General features: G+C 72.0%; 29 protein-coding genes. 9 read left to right on the plus strand and 20 right to left on the minus strand.

The features are described from left to right. Window positions 1-98: 98 nt before the first annotated feature. From ACFQ87_RS14865 to ACFQ87_RS14880, 4 genes are all read right to left on the minus strand, one after another. Window positions 99-1,265 (minus strand): methyltransferase domain-containing protein, encoded by a 1,167-nt coding sequence (locus tag ACFQ87_RS14865; RefSeq protein ID WP_380611263.1) that lies wholly within the window; start codon window positions 1,263-1,265, stop codon window positions 99-101. A gap of 12 nt (window positions 1,266-1,277) precedes the next feature. After that, on the minus strand, window positions 1,278-1,436 hold the full coding sequence (locus tag ACFQ87_RS14870; protein WP_380611141.1) for a hypothetical protein: 159 nt from the start codon (window positions 1,434-1,436) through the stop codon (window positions 1,278-1,280). A gap of 128 nt (window positions 1,437-1,564) precedes the next feature. Then, entirely contained in the window at window positions 1,565-2,407 is an 843-nt protein-coding gene (locus tag ACFQ87_RS14875) for a helix-turn-helix domain-containing protein (protein WP_380611142.1), read from the minus strand. Then, a complete protein-coding gene (locus ACFQ87_RS14880) occupies window positions 2,404-3,156 on the minus strand; it encodes a DUF6879 family protein (protein ID WP_380611143.1) in 753 nt (250 codons plus the stop codon). Before ACFQ87_RS14880 ends, ACFQ87_RS14875 begins: the two co-directional genes overlap by 4 nt. A gap of 173 nt (window positions 3,157-3,329) precedes the next feature. Between ACFQ87_RS14880 and ACFQ87_RS14885 the strand changes: the two genes are divergently transcribed. Further along, window positions 3,330-3,878 (plus strand): DUF6879 family protein, encoded by a 549-nt coding sequence (locus ACFQ87_RS14885; RefSeq protein WP_380611144.1) that lies wholly within the window; start codon window positions 3,330-3,332, stop codon window positions 3,876-3,878. 57 nt (window positions 3,879-3,935) lie between these two features. Here the strand turns inward: ACFQ87_RS14885 and ACFQ87_RS14890 are convergent, their stop codons facing one another. The 3 genes from ACFQ87_RS14890 to ACFQ87_RS14900 are packed head-to-tail and all read right to left on the minus strand — an operon-like array spanning window position 3,936 to window position 5,695. Beyond that, window positions 3,936-4,643 carry a carbon-nitrogen hydrolase family protein gene (locus ACFQ87_RS14890; protein WP_380611145.1) on the minus strand — a complete coding sequence of 236 codons (708 nt, stop codon included), beginning with the start codon at window positions 4,641-4,643 and terminating at the stop codon, window positions 3,936-3,938. Window positions 4,644-4,647: 4 nt separating this feature from the next. Further along, a complete protein-coding gene (locus tag ACFQ87_RS14895; RefSeq protein WP_380611146.1) occupies window positions 4,648-4,857 on the minus strand; it encodes a DUF397 domain-containing protein in 210 nt (69 codons plus the stop codon). Continuing rightward, window positions 4,832-5,695, minus strand: a complete 864-nt coding sequence (locus ACFQ87_RS14900; RefSeq protein WP_380611147.1) for a helix-turn-helix domain-containing protein — start codon at window positions 5,693-5,695, stop codon at window positions 4,832-4,834. Before ACFQ87_RS14900 ends, ACFQ87_RS14895 begins: the two co-directional genes overlap by 26 nt. A gap of 234 nt (window positions 5,696-5,929) precedes the next feature. On the opposite strand from ACFQ87_RS14900, the gene ACFQ87_RS14905 reads away from it, so the two are divergent. Then, a complete protein-coding gene (locus tag ACFQ87_RS14905; RefSeq protein ID WP_380611148.1) occupies window positions 5,930-6,295 on the plus strand; it encodes an ATP-binding protein in 366 nt (121 codons plus the stop codon). After that, on the plus strand, window positions 6,295-6,552 hold the full coding sequence (locus tag ACFQ87_RS14910) for a hypothetical protein (RefSeq protein WP_380611149.1): 258 nt from the start codon (window positions 6,295-6,297) through the stop codon (window positions 6,550-6,552). The genes ACFQ87_RS14905 and ACFQ87_RS14910 overlap by 1 nt, the downstream gene beginning before the upstream one ends. 167 nt (window positions 6,553-6,719) lie before the next feature. On the opposite strand, the gene ACFQ87_RS14915 is transcribed toward ACFQ87_RS14910, so the two are convergent. Then, window positions 6,720-7,868, minus strand: a complete 1,149-nt coding sequence (locus ACFQ87_RS14915; protein ID WP_380611150.1) for a hypothetical protein — start codon at window positions 7,866-7,868, stop codon at window positions 6,720-6,722. 243 nt (window positions 7,869-8,111) lie between these two features. Then, window positions 8,112-8,480 (minus strand): nuclear transport factor 2 family protein, encoded by a 369-nt coding sequence (locus tag ACFQ87_RS14920; protein ID WP_380611151.1) that lies wholly within the window; start codon window positions 8,478-8,480, stop codon window positions 8,112-8,114. 70 nt (window positions 8,481-8,550) lie between these two features. Between ACFQ87_RS14920 and ACFQ87_RS14925 the strand changes: the two genes are divergently transcribed. Both ACFQ87_RS14925 and ACFQ87_RS14930 read left to right on the plus strand, forming a co-directional pair. Then, a complete protein-coding gene (locus ACFQ87_RS14925) occupies window positions 8,551-9,426 on the plus strand; it encodes a LysR family transcriptional regulator (RefSeq protein ID WP_380611152.1) in 876 nt (291 codons plus the stop codon). 107 nt (window positions 9,427-9,533) lie between these two features. After that, window positions 9,534-10,262, plus strand: coding sequence for an NADPH-dependent FMN reductase (locus ACFQ87_RS14930; RefSeq protein ID WP_380611153.1), 729 nt, complete (start codon window positions 9,534-9,536; stop codon window positions 10,260-10,262). Window positions 10,263-10,298: 36 nt separating this feature from the next. Here the strand turns inward: ACFQ87_RS14930 and ACFQ87_RS14935 are convergent, their stop codons facing one another. Continuing rightward, a complete protein-coding gene (locus tag ACFQ87_RS14935) occupies window positions 10,299-10,886 on the minus strand; it encodes a TIGR03086 family metal-binding protein (RefSeq protein WP_380611154.1) in 588 nt (195 codons plus the stop codon). Between the two features lie 65 nt (window positions 10,887-10,951). Here ACFQ87_RS14935 and ACFQ87_RS14940 point away from each other — a divergent pair, with 65 nt between their 5' ends. Further along, the gene (locus ACFQ87_RS14940; RefSeq protein WP_380611155.1) at window positions 10,952-11,734 is read left to right on the plus strand and encodes a DUF6597 domain-containing transcriptional factor; all 783 of its coding nucleotides are present in this window, start codon (window positions 10,952-10,954) and stop codon (window positions 11,732-11,734) included. Window position 11,735: 1 nt separating this feature from the next. Here the strand turns inward: ACFQ87_RS14940 and ACFQ87_RS14945 are convergent, their stop codons facing one another. The 5 genes from ACFQ87_RS14945 to ACFQ87_RS14965 all read right to left on the minus strand — a co-directional run bounded on the left by ACFQ87_RS14945 (window position 11,736) and on the right by ACFQ87_RS14965 (window position 16,591). Further along, window positions 11,736-12,422 (minus strand): VC0807 family protein, encoded by a 687-nt coding sequence (locus tag ACFQ87_RS14945; protein WP_380611156.1) that lies wholly within the window; start codon window positions 12,420-12,422, stop codon window positions 11,736-11,738. A gap of 102 nt (window positions 12,423-12,524) precedes the next feature. After that, entirely contained in the window at window positions 12,525-13,511 is a 987-nt protein-coding gene (locus ACFQ87_RS14950; RefSeq protein ID WP_380611157.1) for an ABC transporter substrate-binding protein, read from the minus strand. Window positions 13,512-13,603: 92 nt separating this feature from the next. Further along, window positions 13,604-14,425, minus strand: a complete 822-nt coding sequence (locus ACFQ87_RS14955) for an ABC transporter ATP-binding protein (RefSeq protein ID WP_380611158.1) — start codon at window positions 14,423-14,425, stop codon at window positions 13,604-13,606. Beyond that, window positions 14,425-15,471, minus strand: coding sequence for a FecCD family ABC transporter permease (locus ACFQ87_RS14960; RefSeq protein WP_380611159.1), 1,047 nt, complete (start codon window positions 15,469-15,471; stop codon window positions 14,425-14,427). The genes ACFQ87_RS14955 and ACFQ87_RS14960 overlap by 1 nt, the downstream gene beginning before the upstream one ends. A 73-nt stretch (window positions 15,472-15,544) precedes the next feature. Continuing rightward, a complete protein-coding gene (locus ACFQ87_RS14965; protein WP_380611160.1) occupies window positions 15,545-16,591 on the minus strand; it encodes a FecCD family ABC transporter permease in 1,047 nt (348 codons plus the stop codon). 99 nt (window positions 16,592-16,690) lie between these two features. Between ACFQ87_RS14965 and ACFQ87_RS14970 the strand changes: the two genes are divergently transcribed. Next, the gene (locus ACFQ87_RS14970; protein WP_380611161.1) at window positions 16,691-17,320 is read left to right on the plus strand and encodes an HAD family hydrolase; all 630 of its coding nucleotides are present in this window, start codon (window positions 16,691-16,693) and stop codon (window positions 17,318-17,320) included. On the opposite strand, the gene ACFQ87_RS14975 is transcribed toward ACFQ87_RS14970, so the two are convergent. Then, window positions 17,317-17,559, minus strand: coding sequence for a hypothetical protein (locus ACFQ87_RS14975; protein ID WP_380611162.1), 243 nt, complete (start codon window positions 17,557-17,559; stop codon window positions 17,317-17,319). The genes ACFQ87_RS14970 and ACFQ87_RS14975 overlap by 4 nt on opposite strands. A gap of 476 nt (window positions 17,560-18,035) precedes the next feature. On the opposite strand from ACFQ87_RS14975, the gene ACFQ87_RS14980 reads away from it, so the two are divergent. Then, window positions 18,036-18,419: a cold-shock protein gene (locus ACFQ87_RS14980; protein ID WP_270144901.1), complete on the plus strand. Its 384-nt coding sequence runs from the start codon at window positions 18,036-18,038 to the stop codon at window positions 18,417-18,419. 44 nt (window positions 18,420-18,463) lie between these two features. Here the strand turns inward: ACFQ87_RS14980 and ACFQ87_RS14985 are convergent, their stop codons facing one another. The 4 genes from ACFQ87_RS14985 to ACFQ87_RS15000 all read right to left on the minus strand — a co-directional run bounded on the left by ACFQ87_RS14985 (window position 18,464) and on the right by ACFQ87_RS15000 (window position 22,040). Continuing rightward, window positions 18,464-19,318 (minus strand): 1,4-dihydroxy-6-naphthoate synthase, encoded by an 855-nt coding sequence (locus ACFQ87_RS14985; protein ID WP_380611163.1) that lies wholly within the window; start codon window positions 19,316-19,318, stop codon window positions 18,464-18,466. Next, window positions 19,311-20,072, minus strand: coding sequence for a futalosine hydrolase (locus ACFQ87_RS14990; protein WP_380611165.1), 762 nt, complete (start codon window positions 20,070-20,072; stop codon window positions 19,311-19,313). The genes ACFQ87_RS14985 and ACFQ87_RS14990 overlap by 8 nt, the downstream gene beginning before the upstream one ends. Before the next feature lie 10 nt (window positions 20,073-20,082). Further along, window positions 20,083-20,613 carry a hypothetical protein gene (locus tag ACFQ87_RS14995; protein WP_380611167.1) on the minus strand — a complete coding sequence of 177 codons (531 nt, stop codon included), beginning with the start codon at window positions 20,611-20,613 and terminating at the stop codon, window positions 20,083-20,085. 74 nt (window positions 20,614-20,687) lie between these two features. After that, window positions 20,688-22,040 (minus strand): MFS transporter, encoded by a 1,353-nt coding sequence (locus ACFQ87_RS15000; RefSeq protein WP_380611264.1) that lies wholly within the window; start codon window positions 22,038-22,040, stop codon window positions 20,688-20,690. 568 nt (window positions 22,041-22,608) lie between these two features. On the opposite strand from ACFQ87_RS15000, the gene ACFQ87_RS15005 reads away from it, so the two are divergent. Next, window positions 22,609-23,493, plus strand: coding sequence for a DUF3027 domain-containing protein (locus tag ACFQ87_RS15005; RefSeq protein WP_380611265.1), 885 nt, complete (start codon window positions 22,609-22,611; stop codon window positions 23,491-23,493). Window positions 23,494-23,692: the final 199 nt, after the last annotated feature.

A 23,692-nucleotide genomic window follows, 5' to 3' on the forward strand; every position in this document is an offset into this window, starting at 1 on the left:
CTGCACCGGACGGGCGATCCGATCCGCCCCGGCGGTGGAGGGGGGGCGGATGGGGAGGTCGGCGGGGCCGACTTCCCAATCCGGCCGGGTCGATGCCCTCAACCCCGGGAGGGCAATGGGTTGTTCGGGCTGTCCAGCCACACCGTCTGGCCGTCGTCGGGTGAGACGGTGAGCCCGAAGCGGTCAAAGCCGGGGCGGCCCTGGCCGTCCCACCACCGCCAGGCGGCCACCACCTCGTTCCAGAGGCTGCGGGGGCCGGCCTGGACGACCTCGTAGGCGGTGCGGTCGGGTTCCCAGTCGACGGTGGCCCAGGACGTGACGGCGGTGTCGTGAAGCCACAGGGTGTAGGTGCCGTCGGCGTACCGCTCGATCAGCGGGAAGGCCTGCGGCACCTGCACCCCGATGGCGAACATCGCCAGCCAGCCGCCGACTTCTTCCGGGGACAGGCGAGTTGACGACTTCGCGCCGTCGGTCGGCCACGGGCCGGACAGGTACTCCAGGCTGCCGGGTCGGGCGGTGCGCTGCTGGCGCAGTCGCATGAAGGCGGAGGACGCGACGAAGCGGCCGCTTGCCGTGCCGTCCTCGGCGACGGTGAGCCGCACCACGGCTTCCCCGCCGTACTCGGGGCCCCAGGGGGCAACGATCACCCCGCCGGGCTTCGTTTGGGCCACCCAGGAGTGCGGCACCCGGCGGACCGAGCAGGTGGCGATCACCCGGTCGTACGGCGCGCCGTCCGGGTGGCCCTTCGACCCGTCGCCGACGACGAGGGTCGGGGAGTGCCTGGCGCGTGCGAGCCGGAGCTGTGCCTCGGCGGCGTTGTCCTTGTCGACCTCGACCGTGACGACGTTCCCGGAGCCGAGGCGGTGGGACAGCAGGGCGGCGTTCCAACCGGTGCCGGTGCCGATCTCCAGCACCCGGTGGCTGTCTTCCACGTCCAAGGCGGCGAGCATGGAGAACACCATGGTGGGCATGGAGTTGGACGATGTCGGCATGGTGCCCCGGCCGTCCCCGGCGTGCTCGCCGTCGTCCCACTGGGTGGTGAGCGGGACGTCGGAGTAGACGGCGTTCCACCAGGTGGTCGGGTCGGCATGCCGGTTGATCGCTTCGCCTTGGCGCACCCCGTCACCCTGGCCGGGCCAGATCTGGTCCGGGACGAACCAGTGGCGCGGGACGGCGTTGTACGACGCCAGCCAGTCCGAGTGGAGGGACCCGTTCGCGATGAGCGCGGAGGCCAGCCGGGCCCGGCCGGCCTCCGCTTCGTGCATCTCGCTCACGCGTCAGCGACCCGTCGCCGGGCCGCTGCCGTCCGAGGTGTTGCCACCCTCGTCACTGCCGCCCCCGCCGTGCTTGTTGCCGCTGCTGGAGTCGTCCTGCTGGCCGCCACCCTGGCCGTTGCCGGACCCGCCGCCGTGCTTGCCGTCGCTCAACATGGGCATGTGCTTCCCCTTTCGCGGGCGGCGCCGAAAGCCGCCGTCGAGCAGAACGGTAGGCGGAGGGGAAGCGGGGGTGAGCGGGTGATTCTCGAATATTCCGGCACCCGGTGGGCATGGTTCGCGGGGATTCTTCAGACGACCCCGAGCGCCTTGCGGCACCGCGTGATGACCTTGTGGGCATCCGCGCCGTAGACGGCCGCCCCGGCCACGGTTTCCCAGACGCGCAGGTACAGCGCCACGTTCTCGGGTTGGTCGAGCCAGAGCTCGGCATGCCAGTCCTCGACGATGACGAGTCGTTCGTCGTGGATCCAGAAGCCGTTGGCAGGCGGCAGCTTGAGGGAAGCCCCGAACGGGACGATACCGAGGGAGACGGTGTCCAGGCCGATCACGCCACTGAGCCGGTCGAGTTGCGCGGCCATGACGGCCGGTGGGCAGAGCAGCGCGCGCAGGGCAGCTTCCCACATGATGATGTGGTACTTCTTGTCCGACCGATACAGGACTTCCTGCCGCCGAATGCGGGCCCGCACGGCATCGTCGACATCGCGCGGTGACTGGTGGAGGTCGATGTACGCGTTGAAGATATGCCGAGCGTAGTCGGCCGTCTGGAGGACGCCGACGATCACGGAGTTCTGCCACGCGCGCTTGACAGTTGAACGCTCGTGCTCAGCGGTCAGCGTGTCCTGCACCGGTTTGTGTCCGGCGGCCAGCTGCCGCCGCCAGGAGCGGGTTCCTGATTCGAATGCCTGGAGTCTGGCGGCCAGCTCGGAGGACGCGTGGGGTTGTCCGACGCCTTCGGCCCAGGCCTTGAGGTCATCGAGGGTGGCCGTCTGTCGGCCGGTCTCCAGTTCGCTGACCTTCGACTGCGTCCAGCCCACGCGCTCGGCCAGTTGCCGGCCTGTGAGACCGCCCTCGGCTCGCAGCTCACGGAGCCGCTGGCCGAGGGCGATTCTGGCTTGCTGGAAGTCGGTGCTCACATGTCGGACGGTACCTGAGCCCCGAACTCGCGGTGCGGGACGGCGAAGTGCCAGGCGGCGTCCCGTTCCTGGCAGGCGCGGGCCACCCGTACCGGGTCGGTGATCAGCTCGACGTGGGTCAGGTCGTCGTCGGCGCCGAAGTGCAGCAGGGCGATGACGCGCGAGTCGAACAGCCAGGCGTCTTCCTCCGGAAGACCCAGGCGCTCGGCGTCGGCACGCCAGAGGTAGCGGATGTCCTCGCCGACCTCGCCGTTCCGCTCGGAGTTCTTGAGCAGGTAGCGCTGCCCCAGCGTGGGCGGGTTGTCCATGATCCGCACGCGCTCGAACCGTTTGCCCAGGGCGGACTGTTCGCGCCGCGAGCGGCACCAGGGGCTGTCCAGGTCCCATTCGGGATCCAGCCCGGCGGCGAACCGGCGGTAGGTCTCCGTCAGCTCGTCGGAGCGGTACCGGCCGCGGGTCTCCAGTCGGTAGGCCGTGTGCTGGAGGGTCTTGAAGAGGTTTTCGAACTCGTCGAAGCTGATCAGTACGGGTTCGCGCTCCACATCGCGCGGCGCGAAGTCGGCGAGCAATGCACGCGGTACGGTCACGAACCCCTCGCCGGGCTTGATGTTGCGGAGCTGGGCGATCTCGTCGGGATCGGTCACGGCGTCGCCCTGCACCACAACCTCCCCGGTCTCCATGTCCTCGTAGAGCGTCGGGCAATTGTTGTCCTCCGAGGTGCTCCCGATGTACCGCAGTCGTCGGCTCATGGCCGCTCCCTTCGCTGTTGGTCAGGCGGTAGCAGGATGCCCAGGGATCGATGTGGCGTGGGTGCTGATTCTCGAATATTCGCCGGAGGAGGTGAAGTTGCGGTAGCCGGTCAGGCGCGGGCCCACTTTGATGAAGGCTTGTCATGAGGTCTGCGCCTAAGGAGTCGACGCCAGTGCCGGAGTTCGTGCCCCAGCAGAAGATCACCGAGTTCATCAACGATGGATTCGAGCACACCGCTTGGCGGTTGGAGACCAGGACCGGCTACCTCTCCGACCAGCAGATGCCCTCCTACGCCGAGTTCCTGCGGACAGGCGACACCGCCGGAGAGGTCGGGCACCCCTGGTTCGAGAACGTGCGTCGCATGGTCGACAAGGGCAAGAGGTTCGAGCGGGTGCGTCTGGTAGACGACCCGCCGACCGAGGGGCAGCGGTACCTGCTGGCCTGCGCCCGGACCAACGTGGCGGCGGGTGAGGACATCCGGTACATGTGGCGCTCGGACGCCGCAGCGGCCGGGCTGGCTGGTCTGTCGGACTTCTGGCTCTTCGACTCCCGCACGGTTGCGCGCTTCCATTTCGAAGGGGAGCGCACCGTGGGTATGGAGCTGGTCACTGACCCGCTGGAGGTCCTCCGCGCTTGTCAGGCCCGTGATGCTGCCTGGCACTACGCAGCCCGCTACGAGGAGTTTCGGACTCAGGTACCGGGGGCTGTCGGGCCCAGCTGATCCCATGCCCCCGGAGTAGGAAGTCGGCCCGGCCGACTTCCTACTCCGGGGGCATGGCTAGAGGAGGTCGGCGACGGCCACCGTGGTGGAGCGGTCGTCGGCCTCGGTGAGGAGGGCGCCGCCCGGGGCCCACAGGGCGGCGCGGCCGCAGCCGGTCCACGGGCCCGAGGGGCCGACGTGGTTGGCGAGGACGACGTGCATGTCCGAGTCCTTGGCGATGCCCGGGTAGACCGTCGCCCGCTCGTGGATGCCGTTGCCGGTGCCGTAGAGGGAGCTGGCCAGGTGCACCTGGCAGCCGTCGGCGGCGCCACGGGCGATGAGGTCGGGGAAGTGATTGTCGAAGCAGGTGGCGAGCGCGAAGCGGAGGTTGTTGAGTTCGAAGCGGCCGTCGCGGTTGCCTGCGGTGAAGATGCCCTGCTCGTTCTCGTAGAGGTGCTGCTTGAGGTAGGTGGTGATCAGCTCGCCGTCGCTGCCGTAGACGTAGGTTCCGATGGCGGGCCGGGGCCCGTCGGTGGGGACGGCGCAGTTGACGACGGTGGTGATGCCGGTGGAGCGGAGGTCGTCCAGGCGGGCGTCGTCCGGGGCCGTCCAGAGGTTGGGGTCGGCGGCCAGGGCTTCGAGCTCGTACCCGGTCAGCGCGAACTCGGGGAAGACGATCAGCTCGGCGCCCTGCGAGCGCGCCTGTCCGGAGAGAGCGACGAGCTGCCGGACGTTGGCGGGGATGTCGGCAGGGGCGCAGGTCAGTTGGGCTGCAGCGATTTTCATGGCGTCAGGCGTGGTGGTCGAATTCGCCCGCCTTGATGCCGTGGAGGAGGGCGGCGAGGGCGGCGAGGTTGGTGCGGAGGATGAGGTGGCCTTCGTCGGACTCGCGGAGTTCGACCGCCCCGTCGGCTGTACGGACCTCCACGCACTCGTTTGAAGCCCCGCTGTAGCTGGACTTCTGCCACATGGAGTCACGCATACTTGCCTCGCATTTCATCCCCGATAGATCGAATGAACTCCCGCGACTCGGGCTCGGAGAGCGCAGCGGAGTTCAGGTGCGCGAACACGTCGCGATGGCGGACCAGGCTTGGTTGGGCGTCAAAGTACATACTGCCCATCGCAGTATCCATCTGGAGTGTGGCGAGTTCAGGCACGGGTCCCTCGATGAACATGATGTTCTCACCACCGCCGGGGAAGGTATCGAGGTCGAAGGGCACTACACGGACCGAGATTCGACCCGCCAGCGAGTCACCGATGAGATGGTCAAGCTGATCTGCGAGAACCCGGGGTCCTCCGAACTGCATTCGCAGTGCCGCCTCGTGGATGAAGGACGCATACGGCACTCCGCCTTGCCGGACAGCCTCCTTCCGCCGCATACGGAATGACGTCCGGATATCGAGGTCGTGGCCAGGGATCGAAGGGGCGAACCGGGAGAACACCGCAGCTGCGTAGTCCTCGGTCTGCTGCAGGCCCGGGATGTAAGTCGTGGCCCAGGTCGAGATGCTGCGTGCGTTCGCCTCAAGCTCGGCGATCTCCAGGAAGTCGGTGGAGAGCGTCCCGCGATACTTCTCCCACCAGCCCTTCCCGCGCTCCGAGACCATGTCGGCCAGCGCATCGATCAGCGGCTGGTTGCTGCACAGGCATGTGGCAGCGATGGTCCGCAGTCGCTCGACGCTGATACCGCTCTTCCCGGTCTCCATCTGGGTGACCTGGGCGGCGTGGATGCCGAGTTGGCCAGCCAGTTGGCTGCCACCGAGGCCAGCCTGCTCCCGCATCCTCCGCAGCTCGGTCCCCACCCGCCGTTGGCGCAGGGTCGGGTTCGGTCGAAGGGCCATGGCGTCCTCTCTGCGGTGGTGAGACCAGTGTGCCCCACGGAAGAGGGAAGTTTTTCGCGAAGGTCTTAAGCGAAAGACCGTGTGCGCTATGGTCGATGTCACATCGATCCGACGGATCGTCAGTAACGCCTGCTAGCAGGCGCCGCAGAGCAGCCATGCCCATTTGCCTGGCCTGGTTCACGGCGACCCATGTCCGCCGGATCTTCCTTCCCAACCACGCCCGGGAGAACTCCCATGCGTCACCTCAACACGCCCTCCTTCGCAATCACCCGCCAGTCCCTCCGCGACGCGATGATCCGCTCCGGCTGGCACCCCTCCGCCACCTTCGACGCCGAACTCGCCCTCGGCGAGCTCCTCGTGAACGCCTGGCGACACGGGCACACGCCCGCGCCGATCGTCCAGATCCTCTTCCTCCACAAGGTCCTCCGGGTCTCCGTCTCCGACGAGAGCCCCGTCGTTCCCGGCCTCCAGGCCCCCTCCCTCCTCGCCGAGTCCGGCCGGGGCCTCCAGCTGGTCGCCGGCCTCACCAGCCGCTGGGGCGTCGACCCGCAGGAGCGTGGCAAGTCCGTCTGGTTCGAGTGCGACCTGGACGCCGCCTGATGCCCGTCCCCCGCCGCCGGCCGATGCTGCCGACCGACCCCCGCATCCGGCACTACACCGACGATCACATCCGCACGCTCCTCGCCGAACTCCAGGAACGCGGAAAGAAGTTCGGCCTCATCTGGCCCTCCGCCGGCACGGACAAGACCATCGACGGCCGGGTCCTGGTCCGCTTCAACACGGCCCCCGCCTCGACCCTCCTCAACCTCCTCACCCTGCTCCTCGACGTCGACCGCGAGCGCCCGTGCGATTCCTGATCGGGGCGGCCTTCGCCGTTCTCCTCGCCCTCGCGATCGCCACGGTCGCCCTGGGCGTCATCACCGCCCTCAGGGTGACCCCGCCCGACGAGGACGCCTGAGCGGAGGCATGGTGCGGGGGTGGCAGCTCGGAATCCCCACGAGGCGCCACCCCCACCCGTCGATCGTCAGTTCTGGCAGCCCGCGATGCTGTTCAGCGGGGTGCAGTTGTTGGGCGTGTTCCGGATGACGCGGCTGTCGTTCAGCGTCACCGTGGAGCCGGTCTGGTTGTTGATGCCGCCGCCGTCGCGCGCGGCGGTGTTCTCGGTGACGGTGCTGTGGTCGAGGGTGAGGGTGGCCACGGCGCCCTCCCCCGTGACGGTCTGGTTGTTGATGCCGCCGCCGTCGCGACCGCTGGAGTTCGCCTTGACCCGGACCTTCGTCAGCGTCGCGATGCCCGCGTTGTTGAGACCGCCGCCGTCGCGGCCGGCGGTGTTGTCCCTGATCTCGCCGCCGGTGATGTCGAGGACCCGGTCCTTCGGCTCGTTGTCGATGCCGCCGCCGTCGACGCCCGCGAAGTTGTCGATGAAGTCGGTGTCCTTCAGTGTCGTCTTCGTCCTGGCGAGGTTGAACAGGCCACCGCCGGAGCCGTCGCGGGCGGAGTTGTGGGCGAAGGTGCTGCCTTCCACCGACAGGGTGCCCTGGTTGTCGATGCCGCCGCCGTCGGTGACGGCCTGGTTGCCGTCGATCCGGCTGTCCGTCACCGTCAGGACGGTGGGGTCCAGGCCGAGAATGCCGCCGCCGTCGTCACCGGAGACATTGTCGGAGACGCTGCTACGGCGGATCGTCACCGTTCCGCCGTTGCTGAAGATGCCACCGCCGCCGGATGTGGCGGAGTTGTGGGCGACGGTGCTCTTGTCGAGGGTCAGTTTGCCCGTGTTGGCGATGCCGCCTCCGAGACTGCTGGCACCGCCGCTGACCTCGACGCCATGAAGGGTGAGGTCACCCGTCGAGGTGACCTGGAGAATGCGGAACAGGTTGGCCGGGACGTCGGTGGACCGCACGAGCGCGCTGTCGTGGCCGGTGATGGTGATCTTCCCGGTGATGGGCGGCAGGGCGTCGCCCGTCGCGTCGACCTGGGTGCTGAACGCGTAGGTGCAGTTCGAGGCCAGCTCGATGGTGCCGCCGGGCCCGTTGAGGGCGTTGATGGCAGCGATCAGCGTGGCCGTGTCGCCGCACGCGACGGAGGTGGTCGGTGCCGCGAAGGCGGCGGTGGAGGGAACCGTGGCGAGGCCCATGGCCAGCCCGAAGCCGATCGCGGATGTCCGGAGGAGCAAGTGGTTCACTGGGGGTTTCTCTCTCTGACGGCGCCGGCCCGTGGAGCGGCCGTGGCGGCTGGGGTCACGCCGGACGGCGGAACGGTTCTCAGTTCCCCCAGGCGGAAACCGGCCGAAGCGACCGGGCGCAGAGTTCAGCCGACGGCACCATCGCGATTCCCCGTTCAGGCCGAATCGTCGGAAAAGCAGGGAAGCCCGTGACCGCCCCCGGCGATCACGGACTTCCTGTTCTGCCCGCCCTGTTCAGCTCTTCTTCTCGAAGCCCGCCAGCAGCCCGCGCGGGTCGAAGGTCACCCGGATCCGGGCGATCTTCCCGTTCTCCACGTGCATCCAGTTCGCCGTCGGCGCCGGCGGCGCGACCGTGGTGCACAGCTCGAACCAGGTGATCACCTCATCGCCGTCCGCTGCCCGCACCTTCACGTCGATCTTCTCCAGCACCTGCCCGAGGCCCATCAGCCCGCCCAGCGCCTCCTCGATCCCCGACGCCGTGCCCAGCGCCCCGACGAAGTCCACGTCGTCGGCCAGCAGGCCCCGAATGGTGTCGAAGTCGCCCGCCTCCCAGGCGGTGAAGTAGGTCTCGGCCAGCTCGCGCGCAGTCTTCGTCGTCGTCATGCCTCCATCCTCCCGACCCCCCACCCATCCGTCCAACAGATAGATCAGATGCCAGCTATCATCAGCAGTTATGGAGATGCACCAGCTGCGCTACTTCGCCGCCGTCGTCGACGAAGGCTCCTTCACGGCGGCCGCCAACCACCTGCACGTCAGCCAGTCCGGCATCAGCACCCAAGTCGCCAAGCTGGAGCGCGAGTTGGGTCAGCAGCTCCTCGACCGCTCCGGCCGCCGCGTCCAGCTGACCCCCGCCGGCGAGGCCGTCCTCCCGCTCGCCAAGAACGCCCTGGCCACCCTCGACGCCATCCAGCACACCGCCGCCGAGTTCGCCGACGCCGTACGCGGCCGGGTCCGCCTCGGCATGATCACCGGCTGTTCGATCCCGCCGTTCCTGGACACCGTCGCCGACCTCGGCCGTACTCACCCCGGCATCGAGCTGAGCCTGCACGAGGGCCACTCCGACCTGCTCCAATCGCAGGTCCTGTCCGGCGCCCTCGACCTGGCCCTGATCGGCTACGCGGGCGAGGTCTCCCCGGGCCTGGAGGCCACCGTCGTCATCGACGAACCGATCGCCGCCGTCGTCCCGGCCGGACACCATCTCGACCGGGCCGAGGTGAAGCTGCAGGACCTGCGCGGCGAGAAGATCCTCTGTCTCTCCGCCGGCACCGGCATCCGCGCCGCCTACGAGCGCTCCTGCGCCCACCTCGGCCTCGACGCCCGCGTGGACATCGACGCCAGCTCCCCGGTGGCCCTGCTCCGCCTCGCCGAGCGCGGCGCCGGGGTCGCCGTCCTCAGCGCCTCCTCCGCCCAGGGCGCCGGCCTGCGGGCCGTCCCACTCACCGACGCCGCCACCCACGCCCGCCTCGGGCTCATCGCCCGCCGCGACCAGCAGTCCCCGGCCGTCCGTCTCCTGCGGGCCAAACTGCGGAAGGCGCTGGCGAGTTCCTAGCACGTCGACCGACGACACCTGCAGCGAGAAGGGGCGCCGCCGGGGCGGACCCGCGTTCGGACCAGCGCGGGCGGCGAGGCGGGTGGTCGCGTGGCAGGGTGGCACATGTGAGTGCGAATCCAGCCAGTCCGGCCTCCTCCCGTACGGAGGGTGCACCGCGGGATGTCGTCCAGCCGGTCCCGGGCGACGGCCACGGTGACCCGCTGCGCGTGCTGGTGCTGTCCGGGTCCTTCCGGACGGGATCGTTCAACCGGCAGCTGGCCGTGCTGACCGCCAAGCTGCTGGCCGAGAACGGCGCCGCCGCCGATCTCGCCCACTTGCGGGACTTCGACATGCCGTCGTACGACGGGGACGTCGAGACCGTCCAGGGCCAGCCACAGAACTCCGTCGCCCTGCGCGATCGCCTTCAGGCGGCGCAGGCGTTCGTGCTCGCCTCGCCGGAGTACAACGCATCGGTCCCCGGCGTGGTGAAGAACGCGATCGACTGGCTGTCACGCTTCCGCCCGCAGCCGTTCAAGGACAAGCACGCCCTGCTGGTCTCGGCTTCTCCCTCCATGATGGGAGGGAACCGGGGACTGTGGGCGCTCCGCGTTCCGCTGGAACATCTCGGGGCCCGTGTCTATCCGGACATGTTCAGCCTGGCCAGGGCCCACCAGGCGTTCGGCGACAGCGGCGACCTGCACGACACCGATCTGCAGGATCGGCTCGCCGCCACCGTGAAGGCATTCCTCAGTCTCGTCGAGGCGGACACGAACTACCCGGCGCTGCAGCGATGCTGGTACGAGTTCCTCGGCGACCAGACCAGTGCCCAGGTCACCCAGCGCGCCGAGACGTAGCCCGCCCGCCCTTCCCGGCAGGAGGCCCTTCCCCCGTCAGCTCTTCCAGCGCGGATCGCGCCCGGAGGCGGCCAGCGCGCGGTCCCACGCCGAGGCGTCGTCCGGCACCGCCACGACCTCGGCGAAGCCCGCGTACTGGCGGTACAGCTCCGCGTTCTCCTCGACGATCTCCAGGGCCAGCTGAGCGAGTTCCTCGTCGACCGGGATGTCCCCGCCGGTCGCCCGCGCGACGTCCCAGCCGTGCAGCACCAGCTCCAGGATCAGCATCCGGGCGATCCCCACCGCCGGAACCGGCGATCCGCCGAGGTCGACGTCCCCCTCCCAGGCGGCCGGGTCGGCCCAGGCCGCGACGGCACGCTCCAGCTGCACCGCGTAGGCGGAGCGCCAGTCGGCGTCCACGGTGAAGTCCCGGGCGATCAGCTCCTCGGACAGCTCGGTGCGCCGGGCCCGGTGCTCCAGGCCGTGCGCGGTGTAGAGCACCCAGTGGTTGATCAGCGCGCGCGTGTCGAACTCCCCGCAGGGCGTCGGCGCGTCCAGCCGCTGCCCGGTCGGGACGGCGGCGGCGACGCCGGCCGCAGCGGAGGCGGCGCGGGCCAGGAACGGGTGCATCGGGTGAGCGTTCATTCCCCGATCCTGCACCGGGCCGCACCGCGAGGTCTTGAAGAAACGCGACGACTAGCCTGGCGGCCATGGACTCTCCCGATCTCGGCCGGGGCGTGCTCCACCCCGCCAAGGCCGCCGAGCTGATCAGCGTGGAGCGGCTCGCGCCGGCGCCCGCCGTGGCGCGTTTCGTGGAGTTCTACTGGCTGGTGCGCTGGGACCTGACCGGCCTGCCCCCGTACGAGCAGAAGGTGCTCGCCCACCCCAACGTCCACCTGGTCTTCGAGGCCCCGCGGGCCCGCGTGTACGGGGTGGACCGCTCGCTCTTCGTCCGCCGCCTGGAGGGTGCCGGGCACGTGCTGGGGGTGAAGTTCCGCCCGGGCGCCTTCCGGCCCTTCGCCGGGCACCCGGTGAGTGCCCTCGCCGACCGGTCCGTCCCGGCCGTCGAGTACTTCGGCGCCGAGGCGGACCGGTGCAACGCCCGGATCCTCGGCGAGCCGAGCGCCGAGCGGGCCGACGCCTTCCTGCTGCCCCGCCTCCCCGCGCCCGACCCGGTCGCCGAGGAGGTCGCCGCGGTGGTGGACCGGATCACCGGCTCCCCGGACCTGTTCCGGGTGGACGACCTGGCTCACGAGCTGGGCGTGACCGTCCGCAGCCTCCAGCGGCTGTTCGCCGAGTACGTCGGCGCCTCCCCGAAGTGGGTGCTGCGCCGCGCCCGGCTGCACGAGGCCGCCGAACGGGCTGCTGCAGAAGGTGAGTTGGACCTGGCGGCGCTGGCCGTCGAACTCGGCTACGCCGACCAGGCCCACCTCACCCGGGACTTCACCGCAGCGGTCGGCATCTCCCCGGCCCGCTACGCGGGTTCGCGCTGAATCAGGCGGTGGCCGCAGCCGCCTCGGCGGCGGCCCGGCCCCGGGCGCTGGAACGCTTGGCGTAGACCATGGTGAAGTACACCAGCCCGCCGAGCACCACGAACGGGAGGATGTTGTTGATCGCCACCACCGCGCCGTGCGAGAGGGTGTAGACGAACACGATCCGCAGCGCGGCCTCCAGGATGAAGGCGATGCCCCACACGACGGTCAGGTTGCGCTGGACCCGCCGGAAGTTCTCGTACTGCCACATGGAGTTCCACCAGGCGACCATCTCGGGCGTGCCGTCCGTGGCGAACTTGCGCCCGAAGAAGAACATGATCGGCTTCGGCGCGGCCAGCGACACCAGGTAGAGCACGCCGAGCAGGCCGGAGACGAAGGAGTCCTTGGCCAGCAGCATCTTCGGGTCGGTCGGGCCGATCAGCGCGACGATCAGGCTCAGGGCGACGAAGACCAGCGAGACGATGGCGAACTCGTCGATCCGGCGGTGCCAGGCCAGGTAGATCGCGGTGTCGACCACCGGGCCGAGCCCGGAGAGCAGGATGGCGGTGGACTCGCTGTAGCCGTGGTCGTGCAGCTGGTTGTAGATCATGATCGGCGCGACCACGTTGAACGCGATGCTGATCAGCCAGCCGAGTGCGGCGGCCTTCCCCTTGCGGTCGGGAGCGGGCGGAGCTATCGCAGTTGACATGGTGTTTCCCCCGGGTCGGATGTGACGATGGCGGCCCATTGTGACGGAAGCGCAGGTCTGCCGCACAGCCCCCACCAAGTCGACTTGTCGTCAGTAGACCGACTACGCCCCGGGGAAGCCGAGGAGGCGCTGCAGCTCGTCCAGCATGAAGTTGGCACCCGTGTACCCGATCCCCTGGAACCACAGCTGGTCGTCCACCGGGAACGCCCGGTGCGCCTTCACCGCCCCCAGCGCCTGCCAACCCGGGCTCGCCAGCATCGCGTCGGCGCCTGCCCGCTCCGGGTCGCCGTAGGTCGCGTACAGCAGCAGGTCGCCGTCGGCCTTGCCGATCTGGTCGGGCGGGATCTCGAAGTCCGACTGGTCGACGTTCTGCGCGTCCGGCCGCCCGACCCCGGCTTCGGCGATCACGCTTCCGGGGAAGCTCTGCCGCCCGAACAGCCGGATCCCGCCGCCCTCCGTGAACCGCACCAGGCTCACCTTGCGCCCCGACAGCTTCGCCGCCGCCAGCGCCTGCGCCGCCTGTCCGGCGTGCTTCTGGTACGCGGTGACGAAGGCCGCGGCCGCCGCCACCCGACTCAACGCCTGGGCGTGCAGCTGGAAGTTCGCCCTCCACGGCGCCCCGGTGGTCTGGGTGAGCACGGTCGGGGCGAGCTCGCTCAGCTGCCCGTACCGGTCGCCGTCGCGGGCCTGGTTGGAGAGGATCAGGTCCGGCCGCAGGGCCCGTACGGCTGCGAGGTCCGGCGCGCCGGCCGGGCCGACCATCCGGATGCCCGCCGTGCGGGAGGCCGGCCAGTACTCCGGGAAGCGGGTGTCGGCGGCCGGGAGCGCGGCGCCGATCGGGGTGATGCCGAGCGTCAGCGCGGAGTCGAGCACATCGGTGTCCAGCACGACCACCCGCAGCGGTGCGCCGGGCACCAGCACCGGCCCGGTCGCGGCGTTCACCGTGACCGGCGGCACCGGGTTGGGGGAGGGGGTCGCGCCCGCGCCGAGGTTGTCGGTGGTCGACGGGGCCGACTGCCCGGACGTGCACGCCGCGAGCGTGGCCCCGCCGAGGCCGGCGAGGAACGTACGGCGGGCGATCCGGGGCATCGGCGGGTCCTCGGGCGTGAGGCTTCGGGGGCCCGTCGATTATGTCCGTATTGATGCGTAAATTGCCGTTAAGCATGCCGCTGTACGTGTCGTCAGGCGTCCATCGCTTCCTCCGCCGCCACCCACGGAGCGCCCGGAACGACCAACGGCGTGCCCGTCACCGGATCCGGCACCACCACCGACTCCAGCCCGAACACCTCCCGCACCAGCTCCGCCGTCACCACCTCCCCGGGCGCGCCCTGCGCCACCACCCGGCCGTCCCGCATCGCCACCAGGTGGTCGGCGTACCGGGCGGCCTGGTTGAGGTCGTGCAGCACGGCGACCACCGTCCGGCCGCGCTCGACGTTCAGCCGGCGCACCAGGTCCAGCACCTCCACCTGGTGGGCGATGTCCAGGTAGGTGGTCGGCTCGTCGAGCAGCAGGATGTCCGTGCCCTGGGCGAGCGCCATCGCGATCCAGGCGCGCTGGCGCTGCCCGCCCGACAGCTCGTCCATGCTGCGCTCGGCCAGCTCCGCCGTGGAGGTGCGCTCCAGCGCCTCCGCGACCGCCGCCTCGTCCTCCGCCGACCACTGCCGCCACCAGCTCTGGTGCGGCTGGCGGCCCCGGGAGACCAGGTCCGCCACCGAGATGCCCTCCGGGGCGGTCGGCGACTGCGGAAGCAGGCCGAGCCGCTGGGCGATCCGCTTGGTCGGGATCCGCGCCAGCTCCAGCCCGTCGAGCAGCACGGCGCCCCGGACGGGCCTCAGCAGCCGCCCGAGGGCGCGCAGCAGCGTCGACTTGCCGCAGGCGTTCGGGCCGACGATCACCGTCACCCGGCCGTCGGGGATGCGGACGTCCAGGCCCTCGACGACCGTGCGCGCCTCGTAGGCCAGGGTGAGGCCCCGGGCCTCCAGGCGGTGCGTCCTCGGGGTCATCAGGAACCTCCACGGCGGGAACGGATGAGCAGCCACATCAGGTACGGCGCGCCGACCATGCCGGTCACCACGCCCACCGGCAGCTCGGTCGGGGCGAGCAGACGCCGGGCGATCAGGTCGGCGAGCACCACGACCAGCGCTCCGGTCAGCGCCGAGCAGAACAGCGGGACCTGCGCCGAACGGGCCAGCCGCAGCGCGATCTGCGGGGCCATCAGCGCGACGAAGTCCACCGGCCCGGCGGCGCCGGCCGCGCAGGAGGCCAGCACGATGCCCAGCAGCGCCATGCCCAGCCGGATCCGGTCCAGTCGCAGGCCGAGGCCGACGGCGGTCGCGTCGTCGAAGGAGATCGACCGCTGGGCGCGCGCCGCCCACAGCGCCACCGGCAGGGCCGCAAGCAGCACCCAGGCCAGCCAGCCGGCCTGGTCGTAGCCGGAGCCGTTCAGACTGCCGGTCATCCAGACCTTGGCGGCCTGCGCCTGGAAGCCGTCGCCCTTGGTGAGGAAGACCGAGGTGAGGGAGGACAGCGCCACACTGATCCCGATGCCGATCAGCACGAAGCGCTGCGCGTGCAGCCCGCGCCGCCAGGCCAGCGCGTACACCAGCAGCCCGGCCACCAGCCCGCCGCCGACCGCCGTGTACGGCGCCTGCCCGGTGGAGCCGACCACCCCGTACGCCATCAGCCCGACGACGGTCGCGGTCGCGCCCCAGGTCACGCCCACCACATCGGGGCTGGCCAGCGGATTGCGGGCGACGGTCTGGACCAGCGCCCCGGCCAGCCCGAGCGCCGCCCCGACCAGCAGCCCGACCACCACCCGCGGCAGCCGGAACTCCCCGACCACCAGCTCGTCGGGGCTCGGCTGACCGAGCACCACCTTGACCACCTCGCCGGGCGGGACGGTCGACTCGCCGAGGCAGAGCGAGGCGACGACGGCCGCGGCGAGCACGACGAGCAGCCCGACGGCGGCGGCCGCGGAGCGCCGGTGGAGGAGGAAGGAGGCGCGGCCGGCCCGCACCACGCAGTACCCGCGCAGGGACACCGAACTCATGCGCCCGCCTCGCTGCGCTCGGCAGGGGCATTCGCCCACACGCACCCCTCGATGATTCGCTCGCTCCGCTCGCTCATGCGGCGACCACCTTCCTGCGCCGGACCAGTGCCACCAGCACCGGCACCCCGACCAGTGCCGTCATCACGCCGGCCGGGACCTCCGACGGCGGGAAGAGCACCCGGCCGAGGGTGTCGGCGAGCAGCAGCAGGGCCGGTCCGAGGACGGCGGAGAAGGCGAGGATCCAGCGGTGGTCGGCGCCGGCGACGGCGCGGGCGGCGTGCGGGACGGCGAGGCCGATGAAGGCGATCGGGCCGGCCGCGGCGACCGCGGAGCCGGTCAGGACGGTGGCGCCGAGGGCGCCGACCGCGCGGACCAGGCCGGTCCTGGCGCCCAGGCCCTTGGCGGTGTCCTCGCCGAGCGCCAGCGCGTCCAGGCCTCGGGCCACCGCGACCACCAGCAGGGTGCCGGCCGCCAGGAACGGCAGCAGCTGCCAGGCGACGTCCGCCGTGCGCCCGGAGAGCGAGCCGACGTGCCAGAAGCGGAACTGGTCCATGGTGGCCGCGTCCGTGGTCAGCACCAGGGTGTTGAGCGAGGTGATGAAGGCGGACATCGCCGAGCCGGCCAGCGCCAGCTTGATCGGGGTCGCCCCGCCCCGGCCGCGCCCGGCGAGGCCGTAGACCAGCACGGTGGCGATCACCGCGCCGACGAAGCCGAACCACACGTACCCGGTGAGGGTGGAGACGCCGAAGCCGGCGATGGCGACCACCACCCCCGCCGCCGCGCCCTGGGAGACGCCCAGGATGCCCGGGTCGGCGATCGGGTTGCGGGTCAGGCCCTGCATCACGGCCCCGGCCAGGCCGAGCGCCGCGCCGACGGCCAGCCCGACGACCGTCCGCGGCAGCCGCAGCTCCCGGACCACCACGGCGTCGGCGCTGTCGCCGCCGTACAGCAGTGCGTGGACGGTCCCGGAGAAGGGGACGGTACGGCTGCCGACCGCCAGGCTCAGCAGCACCGCGAGGGCCAGCACGGCCAGTGCGGCGGCGAGCCACAGCGCTCGGCGACGGGGTGCGCGCCGCGTTCCCGGTGGTGCGGTGGTGTGTGGTGCGGTGGTGTCGGTCATGAGCCCTCTCCGCAGACAACTCAGGCAAACCTAAGTTCCGTCCGGAAGCCGGGGCAAATCCCCTCGTGGCCCCCGGTGTCGGTTGGATAGCCTGGCGGCATGCCCGTGATCCCAACCGCCCCGCTCACCGTCGGCTTCGACCTCGACATGACGCTGCTGGACACCCGGCCGGGTATTCGCGCCACCTATCAGGCGCTCTCCGCCGAGACCGGTACGTACATCGACGCCGACCTGGTGGTCACCCGGCTCGGCCCGCCGCTGCTGAACGAGATCCGCAACTGGTTCCCGGAGGACGAGGCGGAGCGGGCCGTCGCCCGCTACCGCGAGCTGTACCGCGACCACGCCTTCGCCCCGACCGTGCCCCTCCCGGGCGCGCACGCCGCCGTCGAGGCGGTCCGCGCCCACGGCGGCCGGGTCGCGGTGATCACCGGCAAGTACGAGCCGAACGCCCACCTCCACCTGGAGCACGCCGGGATGGCGGCGGACATCGTGATCGGCGACCTCTGGGCGGAGACCAAGGGCGAGGCGCTGCGCGAGCACGGCGCGAGCATCTACGTCGGCGACCACCTCGGCGACATCCGGGGCGCCCGGCACGCGGAGGCGGTCGCGGTCGGCGTGGCCACCGGCCCGTACGGCGCGGACGAGCTGCGCGAGGCCGGAGCGGACGTGGTGCTCGCGGACCTCACCGGCTTCCCGGAGTGGCTCGACCGGCACCTCGGGGCGGACTAGGCGGGCTGCTGGGGCTCCACCCGGCGGCGCTGCGCCCGGGCGTTCAGGAACAGCCCGGTCAGCGCGGACAGGAAGCCGGCCGGCATCAGCATGCTCAGCCAGTACATGACCGTCGGCAGCGGCGTCAGGTGCAGGAACAGCGGGACGAAGGTGACCAGGGTGGCGAGCGCGCCGAGGGCGAAGACGACCGTCCCGGCCTTGACGTACACGTCGCCGGGGTCGGCGCTCTGGCTGCTCACGACTGCTCACTCCTCCGGGGCTGCGCTGGGTGCCCCCAGTCTGGCAGAGCGGCCGCCGGGGCGGCCCACCGGAGCGGGTCGGTCACGTTGCGCAGTTTCCCGGCAGCTGAACGTTTTGATCCCTGCTGGGCGGGGGTATGCAGGGGGTGCCGAGGGGCGCTGCAGGTGCGTCCCGTGTCCTCAGACCCGGGGGTGTGAGCCGATGGACTGCGCCGAGAAGCGCCCCGGCCGTGCCAGTACCGGGTCGCCCGTGGCCGCGAGATCCCCGCGCTCCCGTCGCCCCGGGCGGGCCTCGGAACGCGCCTCCTTCGCGGAACGCGGATGAGGCAGTGACGGACGGTTAGTCTGCTCCCGACAACGTGCTGACCGTGAGCGCCCACAGGCGTCGAGCCGAGGTCGGCCGTCCTTTTCCCACACCACCCAGTGATCCCCGGCCACGTCCGGGATCCCTCACACCCATTCGAGGACTGTTCGAGATGCCCACCGGCCAGGTCAAGTGGTTCAACGAGACGAAGGGCTTCGGCTTCCTGTCGCGCGACGACGGTGGCGACGTCTTCGTCCACACCAAGGCGCTGCCCGCCGGTGTCACCGTGCTGAAGCCGGGCCAGCGGGTCGAGTTCGGCGTGGTCGCAGGCCATCGCGGGGACCAGGCGATGGCCGTGCAGCTGCTGGAGGCGCTGCCGTCGGTGGCCGCCGCCCAGCGCAGGAGCGCCGACGACATGGCGCCGATCGTCCAGGACCTGATCACCACCCTGGACGCGGTGCTGCCCGGCCTCCAGCGCGGTCGCTACCCGGCCAAGCCCACCGGCCAGAAGCTGGCCGGCCTGCTGCGCGCGGTGGCCGACCAGTTCGACGTCTGAGGCGCCCCGGCGTTCGGGTGCCCTGGAGTCCCTGGAGTCCGGGGCTACCCGAACGCGAGCGCACCCGGGTCGAGCGGGGGCACCAGCCCCTCCGCGGCGGCCCGGGTGAGCAGCGCGCGGACGGCCTCGTAGCCCTCCTCACCGAGGTCGGCGGTGAACTCGTTCACGTACAGCCCGATGTGCTGGTCGGCGACCGCCGGGTCCATCTCCTGGGCGTGCGCCAGCACGTACTCGCGGCTGGCCGCCGGCTCCGCCCAGGCCTGGCGGACGGAGGCGCGGATCGTGTCGGCGAGGGCGCGCAGCCGCTCGGCGCCCAGTGAGCGCTTGGCGACGATCGCGCCGAGCGGGATCGGCAGGCCGGTCCGCTCCTCCCAGGCCTCGCCCATGTCGGCCAGGCTGTGCAGGCCGTACTGCTGGTAGGTGAAGCGGGCCTCGTGGATCACCAGGCCGGCGTCCACCCGGCCGTCCCGGACGGCGGGCATGATCTCGTGGAACGGCAGCACCACGATCTCGCCGAAGCCGCCCGGTACCGCCTCGGCCGCCCAGAGCCGGAACAGCAGGTAGGCGGTGGAGCGCTCGGACGGCACCGCCACCGTCTTCCCGGCGAGCTCCGCGGGCGAGCCCACGCCCGGCAGGGTGAGCACCAGCGGGCCGCAGCCGCGCCCGAGCGCGCCGCCGCAGGGGAGCAGGGCGTACTCCTCCAGGACCCAGGGCAGCGCGCCGTAGCTGATCTTCAGCACGTCCAGCTCGCCGCGCTCGGCCAGGCCGTTGGTGATGTCGATGTCGGCGAAGGTCACCTCGGGGGCGTCCGCCCCGGGCACCAGGCCGTGCGCCCAGGCGTGGAAGACGAAGGTGTCGTTCGGGCAGGGCGAGTACGCGATGCTCAGCCGTTCAGCCACGGCCGGCCTCCTCGATCAGTTCGGCGACGGCCAGCGCGGCGAAGGCCCGCTCCAGGGCGGCCAAGGCCTCGCCGATCCGCCAGGCGGCCCGGTCGCGCGGGCCCACCGGGTTGGACACGGTCCGCAGTTCGAAGGCCGGCACGCCGTACCGGGCGGCGGCCTCGGCCACGCCGAAGCCCTCCATCGCCTCGGCGGCGGCGCCCGGATGGCGGGCGGCCAGCTCGGCGGCCCGCTCGGCACTGCCGGTCACCGTGGAGACGGTCAGCACCGGGCCGGCCACGACGATGGTGCCCTGTGCGCCCAGCGCCCGGGCGGCCAGCGCCACGGCGGCCGGGGGAGGGGTGTGCCGGGCGGTGCCGAAGCCCAGCTCGGTGACGTCGGCGAAGCCCTCGGGGGTCTCGGCACCGAGGTCGGCGGCCACGATCGCGTCGGCCACCACGGTGGCGCCGACCGGGGCGTGCGGGGCGAAACCGCCGGCGATCCCGGCCGAGGCGACCAGCCCGTACGGACGGGCGGCCAGCGCGGCGGCGGCGCCCGCGGCGGCGGCGCCCGGGCCGACCCCGGCGGCCAGCACGTCCACCGGAGCGCCCTGCGCCCGGTGCAGCACACCGCCCGGCAGCGGCAGGGCGGCGGCCCCGCCGGGCAGGCCGCGCAGGACGGCCTCGGCCTCGGCGGGCACCGCGACGACGACGAGCAGCCGGGCCCGTCCGGGGCCCGACCGCTCGGGGTGCGCGTCGGTGACGTGCGCGGTCATCGCAGGAGCGTCAGCTGGTCTGGGTGTTCAGCTGGAAGTACCAGACGGCGATCGGGTTGTCCGAGTTCTTGTCGCCCTCGACCACGGTGACCACGGTCTTGCCGCTGGCGTTCAGCGCCTTGCTCGCCTGCTGGGTGCCGGAGAAGGTCGGGCCCTGGGCGTACGAGAACAGGCTGAAGCGGCCGCCCTGGCTGGTCGAGCCGCCGTTGGTGAAGGCCCACCAGCCGGACTTGGCCACGTTCGGGCTGACGCCGACGCCGAGCTGGTCGCTCGCCGTCACGTCGCGCGTCGGGAGGGTGCCGTTCTTCAGGGCGTCGTTGGCCTTGACCTGGCACTCCTGCTGCATGTCCTCGGTGATCGGGCTGCCGCCGTTCCAGCACAGCGGGTCAGCGGTGATCGAGGAGTTGCCGATCGTCAGGGTGGCACGGTGGGAGTTGTGCTCGGTCTGGTCGGCGGCGATCGCGACGGAGGTGCCCACCGTGGCGGCGCCGACCACGACGACGGCGCCGATGGCGGCGATGGCACGGGCATTGAGGCTCATGCGTCAGAATCTACCGGGCCGGGCCGATCACGCTACGCGGGGGTCGGCCACCGCGTGTTGCCGCACCGGCGGACTCAGGCCACCCGCGGCGCGGCCGGGTGCCGCCGCAGGCCCAGCCGCAGCAGCGAGTGGACCGTCCACAGCAGCACCAGACCGACCACCGCGGCCGCGATCGACAGGCCCAGCACCCCGTTCAGCGGCAGCACGATGCCGACCCCGCCGCCCCCCACCCAGGACAACTGCATCAGGGTCTCCGAACGGGCGAACGCCGAGGTCCGCACCGCCTCCGGGACGTCCCGCTGGATCAGCGCGTCCAGCGCCAGCTTGCCCAGCGAGGCCGCCATCCCGGACAGGCCCGCGACCAGAACCACCGTCACCACGCCGTACCAGAGCGCGGCCGCCGCCGTCACACAGGCCGCCAGCAGCAGCATCGCGGCGACCGTCGCCTCCGGGGCCCGGGTGCGCAGCCAGGAGCCCAGCACCGAGCCCAGCGCGTTGCCCGCCCCGGCGGCCAGCGCCACCAGGCCCAGGGCCACGGTCGGCCGCAGGCCGCCGATCGGGTCGGTGCGCAGCAGGAAGGCCAGGAAGAACACCAGGAAGCCGACCAGCCAGCGCATCGCCGCCATCGCCCGCAGCGCCAGCACCACCGATGGGCCGACGGTGCGCAGCGAGGCCTTCACCTTCGGCGGCTTGTGGTGGATCAGGTGCGAGCCCTCGCCGTGCACCTCGGCGTGCAGGACGGCTCGCTGCTCGCCCTTCGCCGAGTCGACCTCGTGCGGCAGGTGGAAGGCCATCAGGGTGCCGATCACGAACACCAGGAAGGCGCCGCGCAGCGGCCAGCCCGGCCCGATCAGGTGCAGCAGTCCGCCCACCGCGGCCGCCACGCCGGTGGCCAGCAGCCCGGCCAGGGTGACCCGCGAGTTCGCCTTCACCAGGGACAGCCGGCTCGGCAGCAGCCGGGGCACCACGACGCTGCGCACCACCCCGTACGCCTTGGACGCCACCAGCACGCCCAGCGCCTCCGGGTAGAGCGCGATGCCGCCGCCGGAGATCACCCCGGCCATCGTCCAGGCCAGTGCGGCCCGGGCCAGCATCGACATCGCCATGGCCGCCCGGCGGCCGTGCGGGATCCGGTCCAGCAGCGGGCCGATCACCGGGGCCAGCAGGGCGAACGGGGCCATGGTGATCAGCAGGTAGAGGGCGACCCGGCCGCGGGCCTGGCCGGTGGGGACGGAGAAGAAGATGGTGGAGGCCAGCGCGATGGTGATCAGCATGTCGCCGAAGGAGTTCAGCGCGTGCAGCTCGATCAGCTTGGCGAGGCCGGACTCGCCGGCGCCCTCGGCGGAGGTGGCCCGGCGGATCCGGCGGCCGGTGCCGTGCACCAGCTTGCCGGTGCGGATGCCGGCGGCGGAGGCGGTGCGGACCAGGAAGTGGCGGCGGGGCTCGGGGAGCTCCCCGTCCAGGTCCTCGTCGAGGACGTGGAGGTGAAGGGTGGGGGTGTCGTCCAGGTCGTCCGGAATGTCTTGGGCGTCCTGCTTCTCCAGGCTGACCCGGGCGGTGGGCGCCTCGGTACCGTCCCCCGGCTGCGGTTCGCCCGCAGCGGGAACAGGGGGTCGGTGTCGCGGCGCGGCGTCCGCCTCGTCGGGGCTGCCGGCCTGCGAGGGGCGCAGTGCGTGCTGCGACGGGTTGTCGTCCGCCACAAGCCCATCCTGCCCCAGATCCGCCGTGGCGACGCGGGATTCCGCTCCGCTCGGCGCGGTCGCGGAACGCTCGGCTCCGCCCCGGACTGTGCCGGGGTGCCGACCGGCGGGTAGCCTGCCCAAGGTCCGCCCGCCGGGGCTCCGGGCGCCGGCAGGCCGGTCGAGCGGCGCGGTCGGTACCGCGGCGGCCCCGGGTCGCGCAGAATGGACGAGGGACTACCGAGCCGCGACGGAACAGGCAACACGCCGTGGGTGACAGAAGAACTGGGAGAGAATCGACGCCGTGAGTGCTGCGATGCGAAGCCGTACCCCCGACCGGCTCTGTGCCGAGGCCGTCGAACTCGCCCGCCAGGCTGCCGAGGAGGCCGTCGGGCCCGAGGCGGTCGGCCCGCACCTGGGCGTCCAGGCGGACGCCGACCGCGTCGTCACCCACAGCTTCGACTGCCGGGACGCCGCCTACCGCGGTTGGCACTGGGCGGTCACCGTGGCGCGGGCGCCGCGGGCCAAGAACGTCACCCTCGACGAGGTCGTGCTGCTGCCCGGCCCCGACGCCGTGCTGGCCCCGGAGTGGGTGCCGTGGAGCGAGCGGCTGCGCCCGGGCGACATGGGCCCCGGCGACCTGCTGCCCACCGGCGCCGACGACGCGCGCCTGGAGCCCGGCTGGAGCGGCGAGGACGAGCCCGCGCCGAACTCCGCGGTGGCCGCCCTCGCGGCGGAGGAGGACGTGGTCGTCACCGACCCGCACGTCCAGCCCGCCCCGGCCCGCGCCCAGATCAACGCCGTCGCCGAGGAGCTCGGCATGGGCCGCAGCCGGGTGCTCTCCCGGCTCGGGCTGCACCTGGCCGCCGACCGCTGGGAGAAGGCCCACGGCCCGCAGACCCCGATGGCCCAGGCGGCGCCCGCCGCGTGCGGCAGCTGCGGCTTCCTGATCCCGATCGGCGGTTCGCTCGGGCAGGCCTTCGGCGTGTGCGGCAACGAGTTCGGCCCGGCCGACGGGCAGATCGTCTCCTTCGCGTACGGCTGCGGCGGGCACTCCGAGGCGGCCGTCATCCCGGCCCCGCCGGCGCCGTCCGAGCTGATCCTGGACGAGCTGGTGGTCGAGCCGCTGCAGCTCCACCCGGACCGCGCCTCCGGCTCGGTCGAGCCGGACGCCCCGGCGGAGGAGCTCGGCCACTCCTGAGCCGGCACTGTCCTGAGCACGGGCGCTCCTGAGCCCGCGTCGCTCGACGGCCCGTCCCACTCAACCGGTGGGGCGGGCCGCGACGTTCCCGGGAGTGGGGGCGCCCGGCGCGGGACCCCCACCGTGCCGTCCGCGGTATCCCCCGTGCCGCGGACGGCAGAGCCCCCTGCCCGCGCCCCCGCGCCCCGGCCCGCTGCCG

This window comes from Kitasatospora sp. NPDC056531 (genome assembly GCF_042794375.1).
Lineage (GTDB): Bacteria > Actinomycetota > Actinomycetes > Streptomycetales > Streptomycetaceae > Kitasatospora.

Coding starts and splice junctions, on each gene's coding strand:
- ACFQ87_RS14910 (WP_380611149.1), top strand. CDS start 6,295: ATGCCCGTCCCCCGCCGCCGGCCGATGCTGCCGACCGACCCCCGCATC.
- ACFQ87_RS14925 (WP_380611152.1), top strand. CDS start 8,551: ATGGAGATGCACCAGCTGCGCTACTTCGCCGCCGTCGTCGACGAAGGC.
- ACFQ87_RS14920 (WP_380611151.1), bottom strand. CDS start 8,480: ATGACGACGACGAAGACTGCGCGCGAGCTGGCCGAGACCTACTTCACC.
- ACFQ87_RS14935 (WP_380611154.1), bottom strand. CDS start 10,886: ATGAACGCTCACCCGATGCACCCGTTCCTGGCCCGCGCCGCCTCCGCT.
- ACFQ87_RS14950 (WP_380611157.1), bottom strand. CDS start 13,511: ATGCCCCGGATCGCCCGCCGTACGTTCCTCGCCGGCCTCGGCGGGGCC.
- ACFQ87_RS14865 (WP_380611263.1), bottom strand. CDS start 1,265: ATGCACGAAGCGGAGGCCGGCCGGGCCCGGCTGGCCTCCGCGCTCATC.
- ACFQ87_RS14980 (WP_270144901.1), top strand. CDS start 18,036: ATGCCCACCGGCCAGGTCAAGTGGTTCAACGAGACGAAGGGCTTCGGC.
- ACFQ87_RS14880 (WP_380611143.1), bottom strand. CDS start 3,156: ATGAGCCGACGACTGCGGTACATCGGGAGCACCTCGGAGGACAACAAT.
- ACFQ87_RS15005 (WP_380611265.1), top strand. CDS start 22,609: ATGCGAAGCCGTACCCCCGACCGGCTCTGTGCCGAGGCCGTCGAACTC.
- ACFQ87_RS14995 (WP_380611167.1), bottom strand. CDS start 20,613: ATGAGCCTCAATGCCCGTGCCATCGCCGCCATCGGCGCCGTCGTCGTG.
- ACFQ87_RS14945 (WP_380611156.1), bottom strand. CDS start 12,422: ATGTCAACTGCGATAGCTCCGCCCGCTCCCGACCGCAAGGGGAAGGCC.
- ACFQ87_RS14895 (WP_380611146.1), bottom strand. CDS start 4,857: ATGAAATGCGAGGCAAGTATGCGTGACTCCATGTGGCAGAAGTCCAGC.
- ACFQ87_RS14905 (WP_380611148.1), top strand. CDS start 5,930: ATGCGTCACCTCAACACGCCCTCCTTCGCAATCACCCGCCAGTCCCTC.
- ACFQ87_RS14965 (WP_380611160.1), bottom strand. CDS start 16,591: ATGACCGACACCACCGCACCACACACCACCGCACCACCGGGAACGCGG.
- ACFQ87_RS14890 (WP_380611145.1), bottom strand. CDS start 4,643: ATGAAAATCGCTGCAGCCCAACTGACCTGCGCCCCTGCCGACATCCCC.
- ACFQ87_RS14960 (WP_380611159.1), bottom strand. CDS start 15,471: ATGAGTTCGGTGTCCCTGCGCGGGTACTGCGTGGTGCGGGCCGGCCGC.
- ACFQ87_RS14955 (WP_380611158.1), bottom strand. CDS start 14,425: ATGACCCCGAGGACGCACCGCCTGGAGGCCCGGGGCCTCACCCTGGCC.
- ACFQ87_RS14990 (WP_380611165.1), bottom strand. CDS start 20,072: ATGACCGCGCACGTCACCGACGCGCACCCCGAGCGGTCGGGCCCCGGA.
- ACFQ87_RS14900 (WP_380611147.1), bottom strand. CDS start 5,695: ATGGCCCTTCGACCGAACCCGACCCTGCGCCAACGGCGGGTGGGGACC.
- ACFQ87_RS14970 (WP_380611161.1), top strand. CDS start 16,691: ATGCCCGTGATCCCAACCGCCCCGCTCACCGTCGGCTTCGACCTCGAC.
- ACFQ87_RS14940 (WP_380611155.1), top strand. CDS start 10,952: ATGGACTCTCCCGATCTCGGCCGGGGCGTGCTCCACCCCGCCAAGGCC.
- ACFQ87_RS14870 (WP_380611141.1), bottom strand. CDS start 1,436: ATGCCCATGTTGAGCGACGGCAAGCACGGCGGCGGGTCCGGCAACGGC.